Here is a 14,481-nt window from a genome sequence, read left to right as displayed (position 1 = left end):
TAATATCTAGGCTGATAAAAAATTAACGCTTTCTTTCTTGTTTTGTTAATTCAAAATCAAACTCATCAGGGAATAATACTTGCCCTTCTTCATTTTGATTTGGGAAAACAACAACAGCAAGTTCATCGTCTTCTAAACCAGTAGTCCAACGGCTGTGCCATTTGTTTAGAGAGATAGACTCTGCTTTACATACATCCCATTCGCCCGTTGCCCACGCTTCTGCAAACTCTTTGTTTGGCCATACTGGAACGCAATCTTCTTCTTCAGTATTCAACATCACACAACCGTGCTCATCAGTCAAAATCCAAATCTCACGATTAGCGACAACTTCTTTCATAAAGTAAGTAAAACGCTCTTCTTCATGAGAATTTACGATTTTGTCCATTGTTTGTTGATCTAGTTGGCTCATTACCAATTCCTATCAGTGGGAAAGTATCCTATGGATAATACCAAAAAAAGCCCACACTGCGTATGACAATGTGGGCTTGAATTAGAGTTTATAGCAATCTTTGATTAATATTCGACGACTTTAATTTTATGGAACATGCGGTACAGCACAGGAACCACAATCAAGGTCAGTACGGTTGCAAAACCTAAACCAAACATAATGGTTACGGCCATTGGTTTAAAGAAGGTATCTGGCAATAGTGGGATCATACCTAGAATCGTAGTGATCGCCGCCATACAAACCGGACGAACACGACTCAATGCCGCATCAACTACTGCATGATACGGTTCTTTTCCTGAGTGTATTTCTATCTCAATTTGATCAAGCAGTACGATGCCGTTTTTCAGCAGCATGCCACTTAAACTCAAGAAGCCAAGTAGTGCCATAAAGCCAAATGGGGTATTAAGCAAGAGTAGACCACTGGTTACCCCAATTAAGGCAAGTGGCACAGTTAACCACACAATAACGGACTCTTTCACACTATTAAATAGGAACACCGTCACTAAGAACATGAACAAATACCCCATAGGCATCGTTTGGAATAGTGACGCTTGTGCATCGCGTGATGATTCATATTCACCACCCCATTCTAAGCTGTAGCCTGTAGGGAAATCGATCGCTTCTATCTGTGGTTGCAAACGCTTTTGTAATGTTGCGGCGGTTTCTTCACCTAGAATATCGGGGTCAGCCATTACCGTTAGCATACGTTTACGGTTTTTACGTACTATCAGTGGATCTTCCCAAATTACATCGTAACCCAATACCACTTGTTGTAATGGAATGTACAATGATAATGCCGGGCTCCAGATCTTCATTCCTTCAATCGTACTGATATCAACACGTTCATTTTCAGGTAAACGCGTCACAATAGGCATTAACGTTGTACCATCACGGTACACACCAATCGCTTTGCCAGAGAATGCCATTTCAAGCAGTTCATTGACGTCGGTTTTTGATATGCCGTAACGACGCGCCTGACTTTCATTAAATTGAGGTTCAAGCACTTTAGTACGCTCACGCCAATCATGACGAACGTTCGTGGCACCCGGATCGTTATGCATGACTTCAATCACTTGTGCAGCTAAGTCTCGTAAAATAGTTGGATTGGCACCCACAATTCTCGCTTCAACTTTGGCACCACCACCCGGCCCCAATTCAATTTGCTTTAACTTGTATTGGATCTGCGGATAGTTGGCTTCAATGTGTTGGCGGAATTTAGCCATCAATGGAGGTAAAGCGGTGTAATCATCAACACGTGTCATTATCTCGCCATAAGCAGCATAGCTTTTTTCTGGCGTATAAGTCAGCATGAACCGTTGCAGGCCTTTCCCTGCCGTTGTTGTTACGTGATCAATATGTTCTTGTTCTAAGATCCACTCTTCTAATTCTTTAAGCGTATCGTTGGTTGAGCGAATGTCCGTTCCTTCTGGCATCCATACATCCACCAAGAAAATTGGCGTTGTTGATGATGGGAAGAACGATTGTTTAACTTTGGTAAAGCCATACATGCTGCCACCAAGAGCCACAACAAGGATCAGCATGGTTGCCAATGAGTAGCGCATGCAAAACTCAAGGAAACGCTTGTAGATCACAAAGATCATTCCGTTGTATGGATCTTTTTCTTCTTTATTATCCCCTTCAACCTGAACCGTTTCTTTAAAGAATAAAGACGCAAAGAATGGCGTAAGAGAAATAGCAGTAAACCAACTCAACATTAATGAAATAAGTAGAACGGTAAATAAGGTTCCACAGTATTCACCCGTTGCATCATCCGATAAACCAATCGGGGCAAAGGCCGTTACCGCAATAACGGTTGCACCAAGCAGTGGCCATTTGGTTTGCGTTACAATGTCGGTGGCCGCTTGCAGTCTCGTTCGGCCTTTTTGCATACCGATGAGAATACCTTCTACCACCACAATGGCGTTATCAACCAACATCCCTAGTGCGATAACTAATGCACCTAGCGAAATACGTTGTAAATCTATCGCGAAGTATTTCATGAACACGAACGTACCGCACACCGTCACTAATAGAATTAAACCAATAAGTAGACCTGAACGCACACCCATGAAGAAAAGCAATACAATAATAACAATGGCAACCGCTTGAGCGAGGCTAACCACAAAACCACTCACCGATTTATCTACTTCTTTTGGCTGGCTGTATATTTCAGAAATATCAATGCCAATCGGTTGTTGAACTCGCAGTTCTAGCATACGTTGATCAACGTGTTTTCCGATCTCAACAACGTTAACACCCGCGCTAAAAGAAACGCCCATATTGAGTGCAAAGTTACCATTAAAGTTAACCAAATTACTTGGTACTTCAACATAACCTCGTTTTACTTCGGCAATGTCTTTTAAGTAGATTAAACCTTGAGCACCACCTTCGGTAATGATCAAGTCACCCAATTGAGAAACGTCTTCAAACTCACCCGTTGGATGGATTTGAATATATTCCGACCCAATTTTGACGGCACCAGCACTAGACACGGTATTTTGATTTGACAGTAAGTTATAAAGTGTTTGTGGTGAAATACCTAAACTTGTCATTCGCTTTAAAGACGCTTCGATAAAGACTTGTTCTTGCTGAACACCAGAAACAGAGACTTTACTTACCCCATCAACCAATTCAAGTTCACGTCGCAGATAATCAACATAATCCAATAATTCTTTATAAGAGTATCCTTCCCCCGTAATGGCAAGAAGCACCCCATATACATCACCAAAATCATCAATCACAGAAGGCTCTCCAACCCCCGGCGGCAATTGACGTTTTAAGTCATTCACTTTACGACGCAGTTCATCCCAAATTTGTGGTAAATCATCCGGACCATAATTGTTTTTCATGGTGACGGTAATTTGAGACAAACCTCGGCTTGAAATTGAATTCACTTCATCAACATAGGTAAGCTGTTGAATGGCTTTCTCTATTGGATAGGTGACTTCTTCTTCAACTTGCTCTGGCGTTGCTCCCGGATAATTAGTGACAACCATGGCATCTTTAATGGTAAAGGCGGGATCTTCTAAACGCCCAAGACCAAAAAATGCCGATGTACCGCCAATCATGAAGATCAAAGTCAACATCCAACTAACCACTTTATTTTTTATAAAGTAAGCTGCGATTCCCTTTTCTTGACTCATTATTTCTCCTCCGCATTGATAATATTCACTTCGATACCATCACGTAAACGTGAAACACCCGCGATAACAATACGATCACCTGTTGAAATCCCTTCAACGACTCGTAAGCCCGAAGACGTTGCCTTGGTGGTTATTATTTTTTGCTTTTTCACTTTATTGTCAGAGCCAACAAGCCAGACGTATTTTTCTTTTCGATCAATACTGTCTCCATCTTCATTAAAAACAGCTTCTATTGGAATAATAAGTCCAAATTGACTCGACGCGCCTAATGAACTTTGCTCAGTCGTCACTTCAACCGCCATACCATCCAAAATAAATTGATCTTTTGGCATTGGCATCGTCAGCGTCACTAAGTAAGCACCCGATTCAGGATCAGGCTCTGTAGTGAACTCTTTAACCCTCGCTTGGTACGATGAACCATCATCTAAACGAACAGAGGCTTTAATTTTATCGACTAATCCTTTATTTGGTTGTTTAGCATATAACTTATCAGGTACCTGAACCGTAATATCAACCGCGCTACGATTATGAATATTGAAGATTTGCTGCCCCATTTGAATGTTTTCAAATTGCTCGACACTCACTCGAGAAATGACGCCATCTATTGGGGCTTTTAATTCTGTAAAACTTAATCGCAATTGTGCTAATTCTAAATCAGCCAATGCAATCTGACGTTGGGCGGCTAATTCATCAAATTGTGATTTTGCAAGTAACCCCTTATCGACTAAGGGTTTCGAGCGTCGATACTGGCTGTTTGCCACGTTATATCTTGCTCTCGCATTATCTACATCAATGTTGTAATCCGTTTTATCTAAAATAGCTAAGACTTGACCGGCTTTAACGGTTTCTCCCGAGCGAACATTTAACTCTTTAATCTCACCAGATAAACGAAAACTTAGATGGGAGCGATCGGCCGCCGTAGCGACTGCAGGAAGATAAAGATGATCACTCACTAAACCGGAATTAATCGTTTTAATAATGACATCAGGTGTTTCTAACACCGTATCAATTGGGGCGGGGTTACAAGCCGTAAGCAATAAGGCAGTCGACAATAAAGAAAATCTCATTAATTTCTGCATAATTATAATCCTCTTTCCTTAACCCACTTACGTACTTTCATGCCTTCTTCTAACCCGGCAATCCCTGAAGATACGATTTGGTCTGAATCATTAATGCCAGAAAGAATTTGACGCTCATCACTAAGCTCTACTTCTACTTTTTCGACTCTGCCATCTTCGGCCACTCGCCACACGTAAGTTTTATCACCTTCCGAATCAATCGCCCCTACTGGCAATTTTTCACTTTCACCACTTGGGATAGTGACTTTTACTTGACCTGACATTCCTGGCAAAATACCTAATTCTGTTGGTCGAGGCATGCTCATTTTAACGGTGTAACTTGATGTTTTACTGTCCGCTTCGGTATCAATTTCTTCAAATTCAAGAGGGAATTGAAAATTAGGAAATGAATCAAACGTTACCGTTGCTTCGACTTCGGAAAAACTGAACCGTTTTAATAAGTAATCTGGAAGTTGAAAAACCACATAAAAAATATCATTGGTTTGAATGTGCATGATCGATTGCTTGGCACTTACGTACTCAAAGTTTTCACTTGGTAACAAGGAAATGGTTCCCTCGTAAGGGGCAATTAATTTGGTATAGCTGAGATTGGCTTTCGCTTGATCCAAGGCCGCCTTGGCGGTTTTTCGGTTTGCTACTGCGGTATCGTAATCTTGTTCTGAAACGACTTGGTCTTTACGTAGTTTTTTAATTCGTTGGTACTGCACATCAATCAAACGGTATTGCGCTTGTGCTTGTTTCTGTAATAATCGATATTCATCCGGATTTATCGTGGCGAGTTGCTGTCCTTTTGATACCATTTCACCCGCATTTACTTCTAAGGTATTTAGTTGACCCGGAACCCTAAACGCTAATACGGCTTTATCTCCGGCTTCCGCTTGAGCAGGAAATAAGCGCGAGGTGGCTTGATTACCGATAGACACAACCATTGTTTTCGCTGGTCTCGACTCTGGCTCTACAACCTCTAGGGCTTTATTATCACACCCGATCAATAAAACAGAACTAAGTAGCGTTGCCACTGCTGTTTTTTTAAACATACACAATTCCTTGTAATGAATTTTTTATATAAAACATTATTACCCATAACATTCTTTCATCCAGAAAGTCTGAAATTAATACATATTATTTTTTATTTTGTTGGTGGTTCACTCCCTTCTCATATTCGTCTTTAAACTCTGGATGAGATTGGGCGCATAAATCAAAGTAAGGTGCTTCACTTAACCCTAAGATATAAGGATTTTGGGTACAATAAATAACAGTACCTTCCTGATGACCTGAAAAATAAGCATTGTAAAACTCCTTTGTAATTGTCTCATCAGGATTCACCGCTTCTAATTGTTCTTGTGTCTGAACAATTAATCCTTTCTTCGCTCTGAACTCACCATAATTAAACCAGTCATCTGCATTTTTTTCTTTTTCTGCTTGAGGTGATGATGAACATCCAACCAATAACAATGCCAATATCGCTGAAATAAGTAATTTCATAGGATCTCCAAGTAAATAACGTGTTCTGCTTGATTCATAATGAAGAACCATAATACACTCAATAAGTTAACATTAACTATACATATATAAAAAAAGCACTCAAAAATTGAGTGCTTTTCATAAATTATAGAAACAATTTAGTAAATTACTAACTTATTCCATTTCTGCGATTTTTACTTTCCACGTATCTGGACCAATTTGATGTGCATTTGCACCTGTTGAATCGACAGCCACAGTCACCGGCATATCTTCAACATCAAATTCATAAATCGCTTCCATTCCTAATTCTTCAAAAGCAACGACTCTGGCTTTTTTGATTGCTTTTGCGACTAAATAAGCAGCACCGCCAACAGCCATTAGGTATACCGCTTTCTTGTCTTTAATAGACGCAACGGTTGCAGGGCCTCGCTCGGCTTTACCGATCATTCCCATCAATCCGGTATCAAGCATCATATCGGTGAATTTATCCATTCGAGTTGATGTTGTTGGACCCGCAGGACCAACGGCTTCATCACGTACTGCGTCAACGGGACCAACGTAGTAAATAAATTTACCATTAAAGTCGACACCTTCAGGTAAACCCTCACCGCTTTCGATCATACTTTGAAGGCGTTTGTGTGCAGCATCACGGCCTGTTAGTATTTTACCCGTGAGTAAAACTGTTTCACCAGTTCGCCACTCTTGCACTTCTTCTTTTGTAATCGTATCTAGGTTTACACGGCGAGTATTCGCGCCGGCTTCCCATGTAATGTCTGGCCATTCTTCTAATTTTGGCGGTTGAAGATCGGCAGGACCTGAACCATCAAGCGTAAAATGAACATGGCGCGTCGCGGCGCAGTTAGGGATCATGCACACAGGTTTAGATGCTGCATGAGTTGGTGCTGATTTTATTTTCACATCAACAACCGTTGTCAAACCGCCAAGTCCTTGCGCGCCAATACCTAGTTTATTGACACGGTTAAAGATATCAAGACGAAGCTCTTCTTCTGCATTCTCTGGGCCACGATCAATCAATTCTTGAATGTCGATATGTTCCATTAATGATTGTTTAGCCAGTACTGCTGCTTTTTCTGCTGTACCGCCAATGCCTATCCCTAACATACCCGGAGGACACCAACCCGCACCCATTAATGGTAAGGTTTTTTCTACCCATTCAGCGATATCATCTGATGGATTTAACATAACCATTTTAGTTTTGTTTTCTGAACCGCCACCTTTAGCTGCGATTTGAAATTCAACTTTATTGCCTGGAACCATACTGATATGAACTACCGATGGCGTATTGTCTTTGGTGTTAATACGCTTACCTGCAGGATCAGACAATATTGATGCTCGTAATGGATTGTCTGGATTCAAGTACGCTTGACGAGTACCTTCATCTATCATTTGTTGAACCGTTAAATCACCTTCCCATCTAACGTTCATACCTATATTAACAAAACAAGTCACAATCCCGGTATCTTGGCAAATAGGACGACGTCCTTCTGCTGACATTCTTGAGTTTATCAGGATCTGAGCTATCGCATCTTTCGCTGCTTGGCTTTGTTCTCTATGGTAGGCTTTTTCAAGCGCTTGAACGAAATCAAGTGGGTGATAGTAAGAAATATACTGCAGTGCATCAGCAACTGAGCTGATCACATCTTCATTACGAATGATGGTGTCTTGTTGGACAGCCATCTCTTTATTAACGTTCGTCATAGGGCCCTCTTATGTATACGCTTCCATAGCAATGGTTAAGTAATGTTCTAATTATTGATGATGTGAACAATCATCATCTATTATTTTTCTTTTAGAACTTGCAGTATGATACTCTTGCTCTCCATCCAAGGCTATCGCTGCTCATCACATTCTGGTCATAAAAAATTCAAAATGAACAATCAATTAGACACAAAATTACAAATTATACGACTTGATTATCAATCTGACTCTTTGATGAATTTATTTTCGGCTATTGAGGATCAGCCATGGTCTATGTTGTTACATTCTTCTGCTATTGATCATATAGACAATCGTTATGATATTGTCGTTTCTGACCCGATAGCAACATTGGAAACACATGGTCAAGTAACGTCTATTCATATAAAAGGGCAAGATCCTATCACGAGTAAGGCTTGTCCTTTTCAGTTACTTGCTCATTATCAAGAACGATTACTTCCTAAACATAATCCAATTGAAGATCTTCCGTTTATTGGCGGAGCTTTGGGGTATTTTAGTTATGATCTAGGCCGTCGAGTTGAATCAATACCTGACATTTCAAAAAATGACATTCCAACCGCAGAAATGGCGATAGGTATTTATGATTGGGCCCTAATTGCTGATCATAAAAAGAAAACAATCACGCTTATTCAACCACAAAATAGTGACCGTACTCACTGGTTAGAGCAATTTTTATCCATTGAAGACGATAAATCTCCTTTTGCTCTCGTTTCGCCTTGGTCATCAAACATGACTCAAGCCGAATACACTGCAAAATTTGAGGTTATTCATGACTATTTACAATCTGGTGATTGTTATCAGATCAACCTTGCTCAGCGCTTTAATGCAAGTTACGAAGGTTCTGAATGGTTGGCTTATAAAAAGCTAGCGGTCAATAACGGGGCTCCTTTTTCGGCGTTTATTAGGACACCTGAATTAGCTATTCTCTCTGTTTCTCCTGAACGTTTTTTACAAGTGAAAGATAAACAGATTGAAACGAAGCCCATTAAAGGCACTCGCCCCCGATCCAATGACCCAATAGCCGATGCTAAAGAAGCTGATATTTTACGTAACAGCCCTAAAGATCGCTCTGAAAATCTGATGATTGTCGATTTACTACGTAATGATATTGGCCGTGTTGCTATACCTGGCTCAGTAAAAGTCCCTAAATTATTTGATATAGAGTCTTTCCCTGCTGTTCATCACCTCGTAAGTACCATTACTGGCGAGTTAAAGACAGAATATTCTGCTTATGATCTGCTTAAAGCCTCATTTCCTGGAGGTTCAATTACTGGCGCGCCCAAAATTAGAGCAATGGAAATAATTGAAGAACTTGAACCACACCGTCGCAATTTATATTGTGGCAGTATTGGCTACATCAGCCGCTGTGGAACAATGGATACGAGTATTACGATAAGAACATTAATTGCTTATAAAGACACTTTATACGCCTCAGCTGGCGGTGGAATTGTTGCTGATAGCAAAGTTGAACTAGAATATGAAGAGACATTGCATAAATTAGGCAAAATCCTGCCTATTTTATAATGGTTACTTTAACGAAAGGATTTGGCTTATGGATAGATATTTACTCCCTCAATTACTACTCAATAAGCCGAATTCTTATAGTGACGCACTATTACAACATCCTCGCTTTGAAAATGACAATTTCAAGCCTGCTGCTGTGCTCGTTCCTCTGGTTAAAAGACCCTCTGGTTTGCATTTAATTTTAACGCAAAGAGCGTCACATTTACGTCACCATCCAAGTCAAATTAGCTTCCCTGGAGGCAAGGTCGAACCCTCTGATTTATCCCTTATTCATACCGCTATTCGTGAAACAAATGAAGAGATAGGCATCCTACCTTCGCAGATTAAACCATTAGTAAAACTTAACACAATACCAACAACATCCGGCTATAAAGTAACCCCTATCGTTGCACTTATTGATGCTAATTACACTACCGCAATCGATTACGGTGAAGTTAGTAGCACATTTGAAGCACCGATTATCCATCTACTTAACCCTAAAAATACGACAAAACACCAAGTTTTTAACAAAAAATACACTTATGAGCTAATTTTTATTCCGTTTGAGAAAAGACTCATTTGGGGAATTACCGCCGAAATCATTCATTCAATGAATCACATTTCAACTTAGAAAAATTACCAGTAACGATAAGTTTTTCTAATGACAAAGCCCTTCCTACTGTGATTGTTATCAATTATTTTCAGTTCTTCATTCATATTTTTTCATTTGTCGATCTGGGTCAAAGTTTTTTTCGTCAAAATAACGACAATAGCGCCGTTCCCAAAATTCCTGTTCTAAAAAAATTAAAGAGTATAATTACTATGCAAACAACAACGACTGCATCGACTGGTGCAAAAAAAGCAAAGTGGACTTATAAAGACTTCACTTGGTGTCTTTCTCTTTTCGGTACTGCAGTAGGTGCTGGTGTTTTATTCCTTCCAATTAAAGCTGGTGCGGGTGGTTTTTGGCCTCTTGTTATTCTTGCTTTAATCGCGGCACCAATGACTTGGTTTGCACACAAAAGTTTGGCTCGTTTTGTTCTTTCTGCAAAGAACCCAGACGCAGATATTACCGATACGGTAGAAGAACATTTTGGTAAAACTGGCGCAAACCTAATCACTTTTGCTTACTTTTTTGCGATTTACCCAATTGTACTTATTTACGGTGTTGGTATTACAAACACAGTAGACTCTTTCATGGTAAACCAACTTGGTATGGAATCTATTCCACGCTGGTTACTGTCTGGTGTGCTTATCACTCTGATGACATGTGGTGTTGTATTTGGTAAAGAACTAATGCTGAAAGCGACATCAGCAATGGTATACCCACTAGTATTCATCCTAATGGCATTATCTATCTACCTAATTCCTGGTTGGAACACTTCAATGGTTTCTGTTGACCCAGATTGGAGCTCAATGCCTTCAGTTGTTTGGTTAGCAATTCCTATCATTGTTTTCTCTTTCAACCACAGCCCTGTGATTAGCCAGTTCTCTAAAGAACAGCGTCGCGTATACGGTGAAGATGCAGTTGCTAAAACTGACATGATCACTGGCGGTGCAGCTATGATGCTAATGAGCTTTGTAATGTTCTTCGTTTTCTCTGTAGTTCTTTCTTTATCTCCAGAGCAACTAGCACAAGCACAAGCACAAAACATCTCAGTTCTTTCTTACCTAGCTAACGTTCACGAATCTCCAATGATTTCTATCATGGGCCCTATCGTTGCATTTGCTGCGATTACTTCAAGCTACTTCGGTCACTTCCTTGGTGCTCATGAAGGCCTTGTAGGTTTAACTAAGTCTCATACAAAAGCACCTATTGCTACTGTTGAGAAAGGGTCTTTAATCTTCATCGTTGTGACAACATGGATCGTTTCTATCGTTAACCCAAGCATCTTGGGCATGATTGAGACAATGGGCGCGCCAATGATTGCCGCTATCCTATTCCTAATGCCTGTATTCGCAATGCGTAAAGTACCAGCAATGGCGAAGTACAAAACTTCAGCACCTGTGCAAATCTTCACAGCATTATGTGGTGTTGCAGCGATTACTTCTGTAATCTACGGCGCTCTTTAATCGTCATTCTATATGCTGATATAGACATCGATTATTCGAAGTAAAAATAATGATAATAAAAGCCCCCTATTAATGGGGGCTTATTCGAGGTAACTACATGATTAGTGTTTTTGATATCTACAAAATTGGAGTTGGTCCATCCAGCTCTCACACTGTTGGTCCAATGAAAGCAGGTAAAGAGTTTATCGACGATTTACGTGGCATGGGCAAACTGCGTGATATCACTAAAATCACTGTTGATGTTTACGGTTCGTTATCACTGACAGGGAAAGGTCACCATACTGATATAGCTATTATTATGGGTCTGGCAGGCAACACGCCAGAACACGTAGATATTGACTCAATTCCAGGCTTTATTGCTCGCGTTGAAGAAACAGAACGACTACCCGTTGGCATGCATTGCCACACAGTCGAATTTCCAAAAGACGGTGGGATGAATTTCCACACTTCTAATCTTTCACTTCACGAAAATGGTATGCAAATCCATGCGTGGATTGATGGTGACGTTGTTTATTCTAAAACTTACTACTCTATCGGTGGTGGTTTTATTGTTGATGAAGAACACTTTGGTAAAGAAGTAGAATCATCAATCAAGGTTCCTTATGCCTTTAATAGCGCAGACGAACTAGTTAGCCTATGTAAAGAACATGGATTATCTATTAGTGCCCTAGTAATGAAGAACGAACATGCAATTCTCGCAGAAGATGAAGTTCGTACTTATTTCGCGAAAATTTGGAAAACCATGCGTGATTGCATGGAAAAAGGCATGAATACTGAAGGGCTTCTTCCTGGACCTCTACGTGTTCCTCGTCGTGCAGCCGCGCTTCGTCAACAGTTGCTTACATCAGAAAAAACATCGACAGATCCAATGGAAGTACTCGATTGGGTTAATATGTTTGCATTCGCTGTAAATGAAGAAAACGCCGCTGGTGGACGTGTTGTTACAGCACCAACAAATGGCGCATGTGGCATCATCCCTGCTGTATTGGCTTATTACGACAAGTTTATCCAAACAGTAACAGAGAAAGATTACATTCGTTATTTCGCAGCATCTGGTGCGATTGGCGGCTTATATAAGCAAAATGCGTCTATCTCTGGTGCAGAAGTTGGTTGTCAGGGTGAAGTAGGCGTTGCTTGTTCAATGGCTGCTGCTGGTCTTGCTGAATTAATGGGTGGAAGCCCTGAGCAGGTTTGTATGGCTGCTGAAATTGGCATGGAGCATAACCTTGGGTTAACGTGTGATCCTGTTGCAGGACAAGTACAAGTTCCTTGTATTGAACGTAATGGTATTGCTTCTGTAAAAGCAATCAACTCAACTCGTATGGCACTTCGTCGTTCGTCTGATCCTCGTGTTTCTTTAGACAAAGTTATCGAAACAATGCTTGAAACAGGCAAGGACATGAACGCAAAATACCGTGAGACTTCTCAAGGTGGTCTAGCGATTAAAGTTATCTGTTAATCAGAAATACTTAAGTTACATTTTAAGGGCGTATATCGCCCTTTTTTATTGCCTCCTTTCTTTTACATACCCTATACTAGCTATATGCAATTAATTGATGAATTAATCATCTACCCTATTAACAAATGAATCAATTACTGTAATAATAACCCTATGCAAATAATTAGTATATTCCTATGATAAATAAGAAAAAACATACGCTTTCCCTAAGAGCACAGCAATTAAGAGCTGAGTGGACAGGTATGGAAAGTGATTACCGCTTTATTTCCCATTCATTCAATTGCGTGAAAATTCATATACATACACCAGATGATGGTATGTATAACCGCTCTATTGGTTGTTTAAAAGAAGGCAGAGAAAAAGCCCTAAAAGAAGCCGTTAAACAAAGAAATAAAGTAGGTAAGGAATTATGGGGAAACTGCTGGAATGCCGTTTTAAATACACCAAGTCTGTTTGAAAGACTGCCACATAATCTTGAACCTGACATTATTACAAAAAAACGCACTCTGCATTCTGGAGAAGTTCGTACCACTGATTATTATATTGTCCGATGGAAAGAGTTGGTCGATGGCGAATATAAGCCCAAAAGCCGTTTATTCTCCCATGGTAACGGAAATGATAAATTAAGTGCTTACAGCAAAGCAAAAAAAGTAATGCTTGAAGTAAACAAAGAATTTTTACCAATTTTGAAAAAAATGGGTCGTTTTAATATTGTTAAAGTTATCTAAATTGCATACAAAAAAAGACGGATTATAATCCGTCATTTTTTATGTATCTACAAGTAACAAGGAAGAGATTACATCCCTCTTTTAGTCGAATTAGACCCTCGTAAATACTCATATTTAAACTCTTTATTTATACCATCACAAACGCCAGTATAAACGCCTCCTTTGGTTCCCAATTCAAACGCGTCTTGACTGCAATACTCTTGTAACCCTGTTTTATATCCAGCTTGATACGCATCATAATTAGATGCTATCAATTCTTTACCATCTAAAAGACCGGTTATTTGTTCTTTCGATTCAAAGTTCCACCCTTTTTCACCTCTTTCTAAACCATAAGTACCCCAGTCACTGTCTTGTGTTGACGTTAGTGGTGCAGTACTTGAACAAGCTGCTAGAAAAAGTGAAACTACAGCAATTAATATCGTTCTCATGTCACTACCCTCTTATTATATATTTATCCAATATTATAAAGTAACTAAATTACATTCCACCAGCCGTTGAATACCTTCCACTGTTGTAATCTTGACGGAAGAACGGATCAGTATTATCACATATACCGTTATACTGCTTCCCAACAACACCTAGCATATAAGCACTTTGATCACAGTACTCTTCCTGCCCTTTATTATAACCGGCAATGTATGCTTGGTAGTTCGCATCACTAACCATCTTACCTTCGGATAATTTAGTCAATTTTGATTCAGATTGAACAATCCACCCTTTCATTGCCCTTTCATAACCAAAGGCATTCCAATCACTGTCTACGTTTGATGTTGGTGGCGGTGTACTTGAACATGCTGCAAGTAATAAAGCAGCGATACTGATTATTAAAATTTTCATTTTGCTGACC

General features: G+C 39.9%; 13 protein-coding genes. 5 read left to right on the top strand and 8 right to left on the bottom strand.

The window, feature by feature from the left end:
- Positions 1-22: 22 nt before the first annotated feature.
- The 6 genes from A6E03_RS13350 to A6E03_RS13325 form a co-directional block, all read right to left on the bottom strand.
- Positions 23-409 carry a DUF2750 domain-containing protein gene (locus tag A6E03_RS13350; protein ID WP_065591766.1) on the bottom strand — a complete coding sequence of 129 codons (387 nt, stop codon included), beginning with the start codon at positions 407-409 and terminating at the stop codon, positions 23-25.
- A gap of 104 nt (positions 410-513) precedes the next feature.
- On the bottom strand, positions 514-3,591 hold the full coding sequence (locus A6E03_RS13345; protein ID WP_065591765.1) for an efflux RND transporter permease subunit: 3,078 nt from the start codon (positions 3,589-3,591) through the stop codon (positions 514-516).
- Positions 3,591-4,670 carry an efflux RND transporter periplasmic adaptor subunit gene (locus A6E03_RS13340; RefSeq protein WP_065591764.1) on the bottom strand — a complete coding sequence of 360 codons (1,080 nt, stop codon included), beginning with the start codon at positions 4,668-4,670 and terminating at the stop codon, positions 3,591-3,593. The genes A6E03_RS13345 and A6E03_RS13340 overlap by 1 nt, the downstream gene beginning before the upstream one ends.
- 2 nt (positions 4,671-4,672) lie before the next feature.
- Positions 4,673-5,707, bottom strand: a complete 1,035-nt coding sequence (locus A6E03_RS13335; protein ID WP_065601035.1) for an efflux RND transporter periplasmic adaptor subunit — start codon at positions 5,705-5,707, stop codon at positions 4,673-4,675.
- An 85-nt stretch (positions 5,708-5,792) separates the two neighbouring features.
- Complete coding sequence (locus tag A6E03_RS13330; protein WP_065591833.1) at positions 5,793-6,155, bottom strand: DUF2799 domain-containing protein; 363 nt, start codon at positions 6,153-6,155, stop codon at positions 5,793-5,795.
- Positions 6,156-6,308: 153 nt separating this feature from the next.
- A complete protein-coding gene (locus tag A6E03_RS13325; protein ID WP_065591762.1) occupies positions 6,309-7,853 on the bottom strand; it encodes a fumarate hydratase in 1,545 nt (514 codons plus the stop codon).
- Positions 7,854-8,024: 171 nt separating this feature from the next.
- On the opposite strand from A6E03_RS13325, the gene pabB reads away from it, so the two are divergent.
- From pabB to A6E03_RS13300, 5 genes are all read left to right on the top strand, one after another.
- Positions 8,025-9,395, top strand: coding sequence for an aminodeoxychorismate synthase component I (gene pabB / locus A6E03_RS13320; RefSeq protein WP_065601061.1), 1,371 nt, complete (start codon positions 8,025-8,027; stop codon positions 9,393-9,395).
- A gap of 28 nt (positions 9,396-9,423) precedes the next feature.
- Positions 9,424-10,005, top strand: coding sequence for a CoA pyrophosphatase (locus A6E03_RS13315; protein WP_065591761.1), 582 nt, complete (start codon positions 9,424-9,426; stop codon positions 10,003-10,005).
- Positions 10,006-10,196: 191 nt separating this feature from the next.
- Entirely contained in the window at positions 10,197-11,447 is a 1,251-nt protein-coding gene (locus A6E03_RS13310; protein ID WP_065591760.1) for an aromatic amino acid transport family protein, read from the top strand.
- Positions 11,448-11,544: 97 nt separating this feature from the next.
- Entirely contained in the window at positions 11,545-12,906 is a 1,362-nt protein-coding gene (locus tag A6E03_RS13305) for an L-serine ammonia-lyase (protein ID WP_065591759.1), read from the top strand.
- 176 nt (positions 12,907-13,082) lie between these two features.
- Positions 13,083-13,634, top strand: coding sequence for a hypothetical protein (locus A6E03_RS13300; RefSeq protein WP_141676880.1), 552 nt, complete (start codon positions 13,083-13,085; stop codon positions 13,632-13,634).
- A gap of 68 nt (positions 13,635-13,702) precedes the next feature.
- Here A6E03_RS13300 and A6E03_RS13295 read toward each other — a convergent pair whose 3' ends face one another.
- Both A6E03_RS13295 and A6E03_RS13290 read right to left on the bottom strand, forming a co-directional pair.
- Positions 13,703-14,062 carry a DUF2799 domain-containing protein gene (locus tag A6E03_RS13295; protein WP_065591758.1) on the bottom strand — a complete coding sequence of 120 codons (360 nt, stop codon included), beginning with the start codon at positions 14,060-14,062 and terminating at the stop codon, positions 13,703-13,705.
- Between the two features lie 49 nt (positions 14,063-14,111).
- A complete protein-coding gene (locus A6E03_RS13290) occupies positions 14,112-14,471 on the bottom strand; it encodes a DUF2799 domain-containing protein (RefSeq protein ID WP_065591757.1) in 360 nt (119 codons plus the stop codon).
- Positions 14,472-14,481 lie beyond the last annotated feature (10 nt).

This window comes from Aliivibrio sp. 1S128 (genome assembly GCF_001691065.1).
In the GTDB taxonomy this organism is placed as follows: domain Bacteria; phylum Pseudomonadota; class Gammaproteobacteria; order Enterobacterales; family Vibrionaceae; genus Aliivibrio.
This window is presented reverse-complemented; position numbering and strand designations above follow the sequence as displayed.

Coding starts and splice junctions, on each gene's coding strand:
- A6E03_RS13305 (WP_065591759.1), top strand. CDS start 11,545: ATGATTAGTGTTTTTGATATCTACAAAATTGGAGTTGGTCCATCCAGC.
- A6E03_RS13335 (WP_065601035.1), bottom strand. CDS start 5,707: ATGTTTAAAAAAACAGCAGTGGCAACGCTACTTAGTTCTGTTTTATTG.
- A6E03_RS13295 (WP_065591758.1), bottom strand. CDS start 14,062: ATGAGAACGATATTAATTGCTGTAGTTTCACTTTTTCTAGCAGCTTGT.
- A6E03_RS13340 (WP_065591764.1), bottom strand. CDS start 4,670: ATGCAGAAATTAATGAGATTTTCTTTATTGTCGACTGCCTTATTGCTT.
- A6E03_RS13350 (WP_065591766.1), bottom strand. CDS start 409: ATGAGCCAACTAGATCAACAAACAATGGACAAAATCGTAAATTCTCAT.
- A6E03_RS13315 (WP_065591761.1), top strand. CDS start 9,424: ATGGATAGATATTTACTCCCTCAATTACTACTCAATAAGCCGAATTCT.
- pabB (WP_065601061.1), top strand. CDS start 8,025: ATGAACAATCAATTAGACACAAAATTACAAATTATACGACTTGATTAT.
- A6E03_RS13290 (WP_065591757.1), bottom strand. CDS start 14,471: ATGAAAATTTTAATAATCAGTATCGCTGCTTTATTACTTGCAGCATGT.
- A6E03_RS13330 (WP_065591833.1), bottom strand. CDS start 6,155: ATGAAATTACTTATTTCAGCGATATTGGCATTGTTATTGGTTGGATGT.
- A6E03_RS13310 (WP_065591760.1), top strand. CDS start 10,197: ATGCAAACAACAACGACTGCATCGACTGGTGCAAAAAAAGCAAAGTGG.
- A6E03_RS13300 (WP_141676880.1), top strand. CDS start 13,083: ATGATAAATAAGAAAAAACATACGCTTTCCCTAAGAGCACAGCAATTA.
- A6E03_RS13345 (WP_065591765.1), bottom strand. CDS start 3,591: ATGAGTCAAGAAAAGGGAATCGCAGCTTACTTTATAAAAAATAAAGTG.
- A6E03_RS13325 (WP_065591762.1), bottom strand. CDS start 7,853: ATGACGAACGTTAATAAAGAGATGGCTGTCCAACAAGACACCATCATT.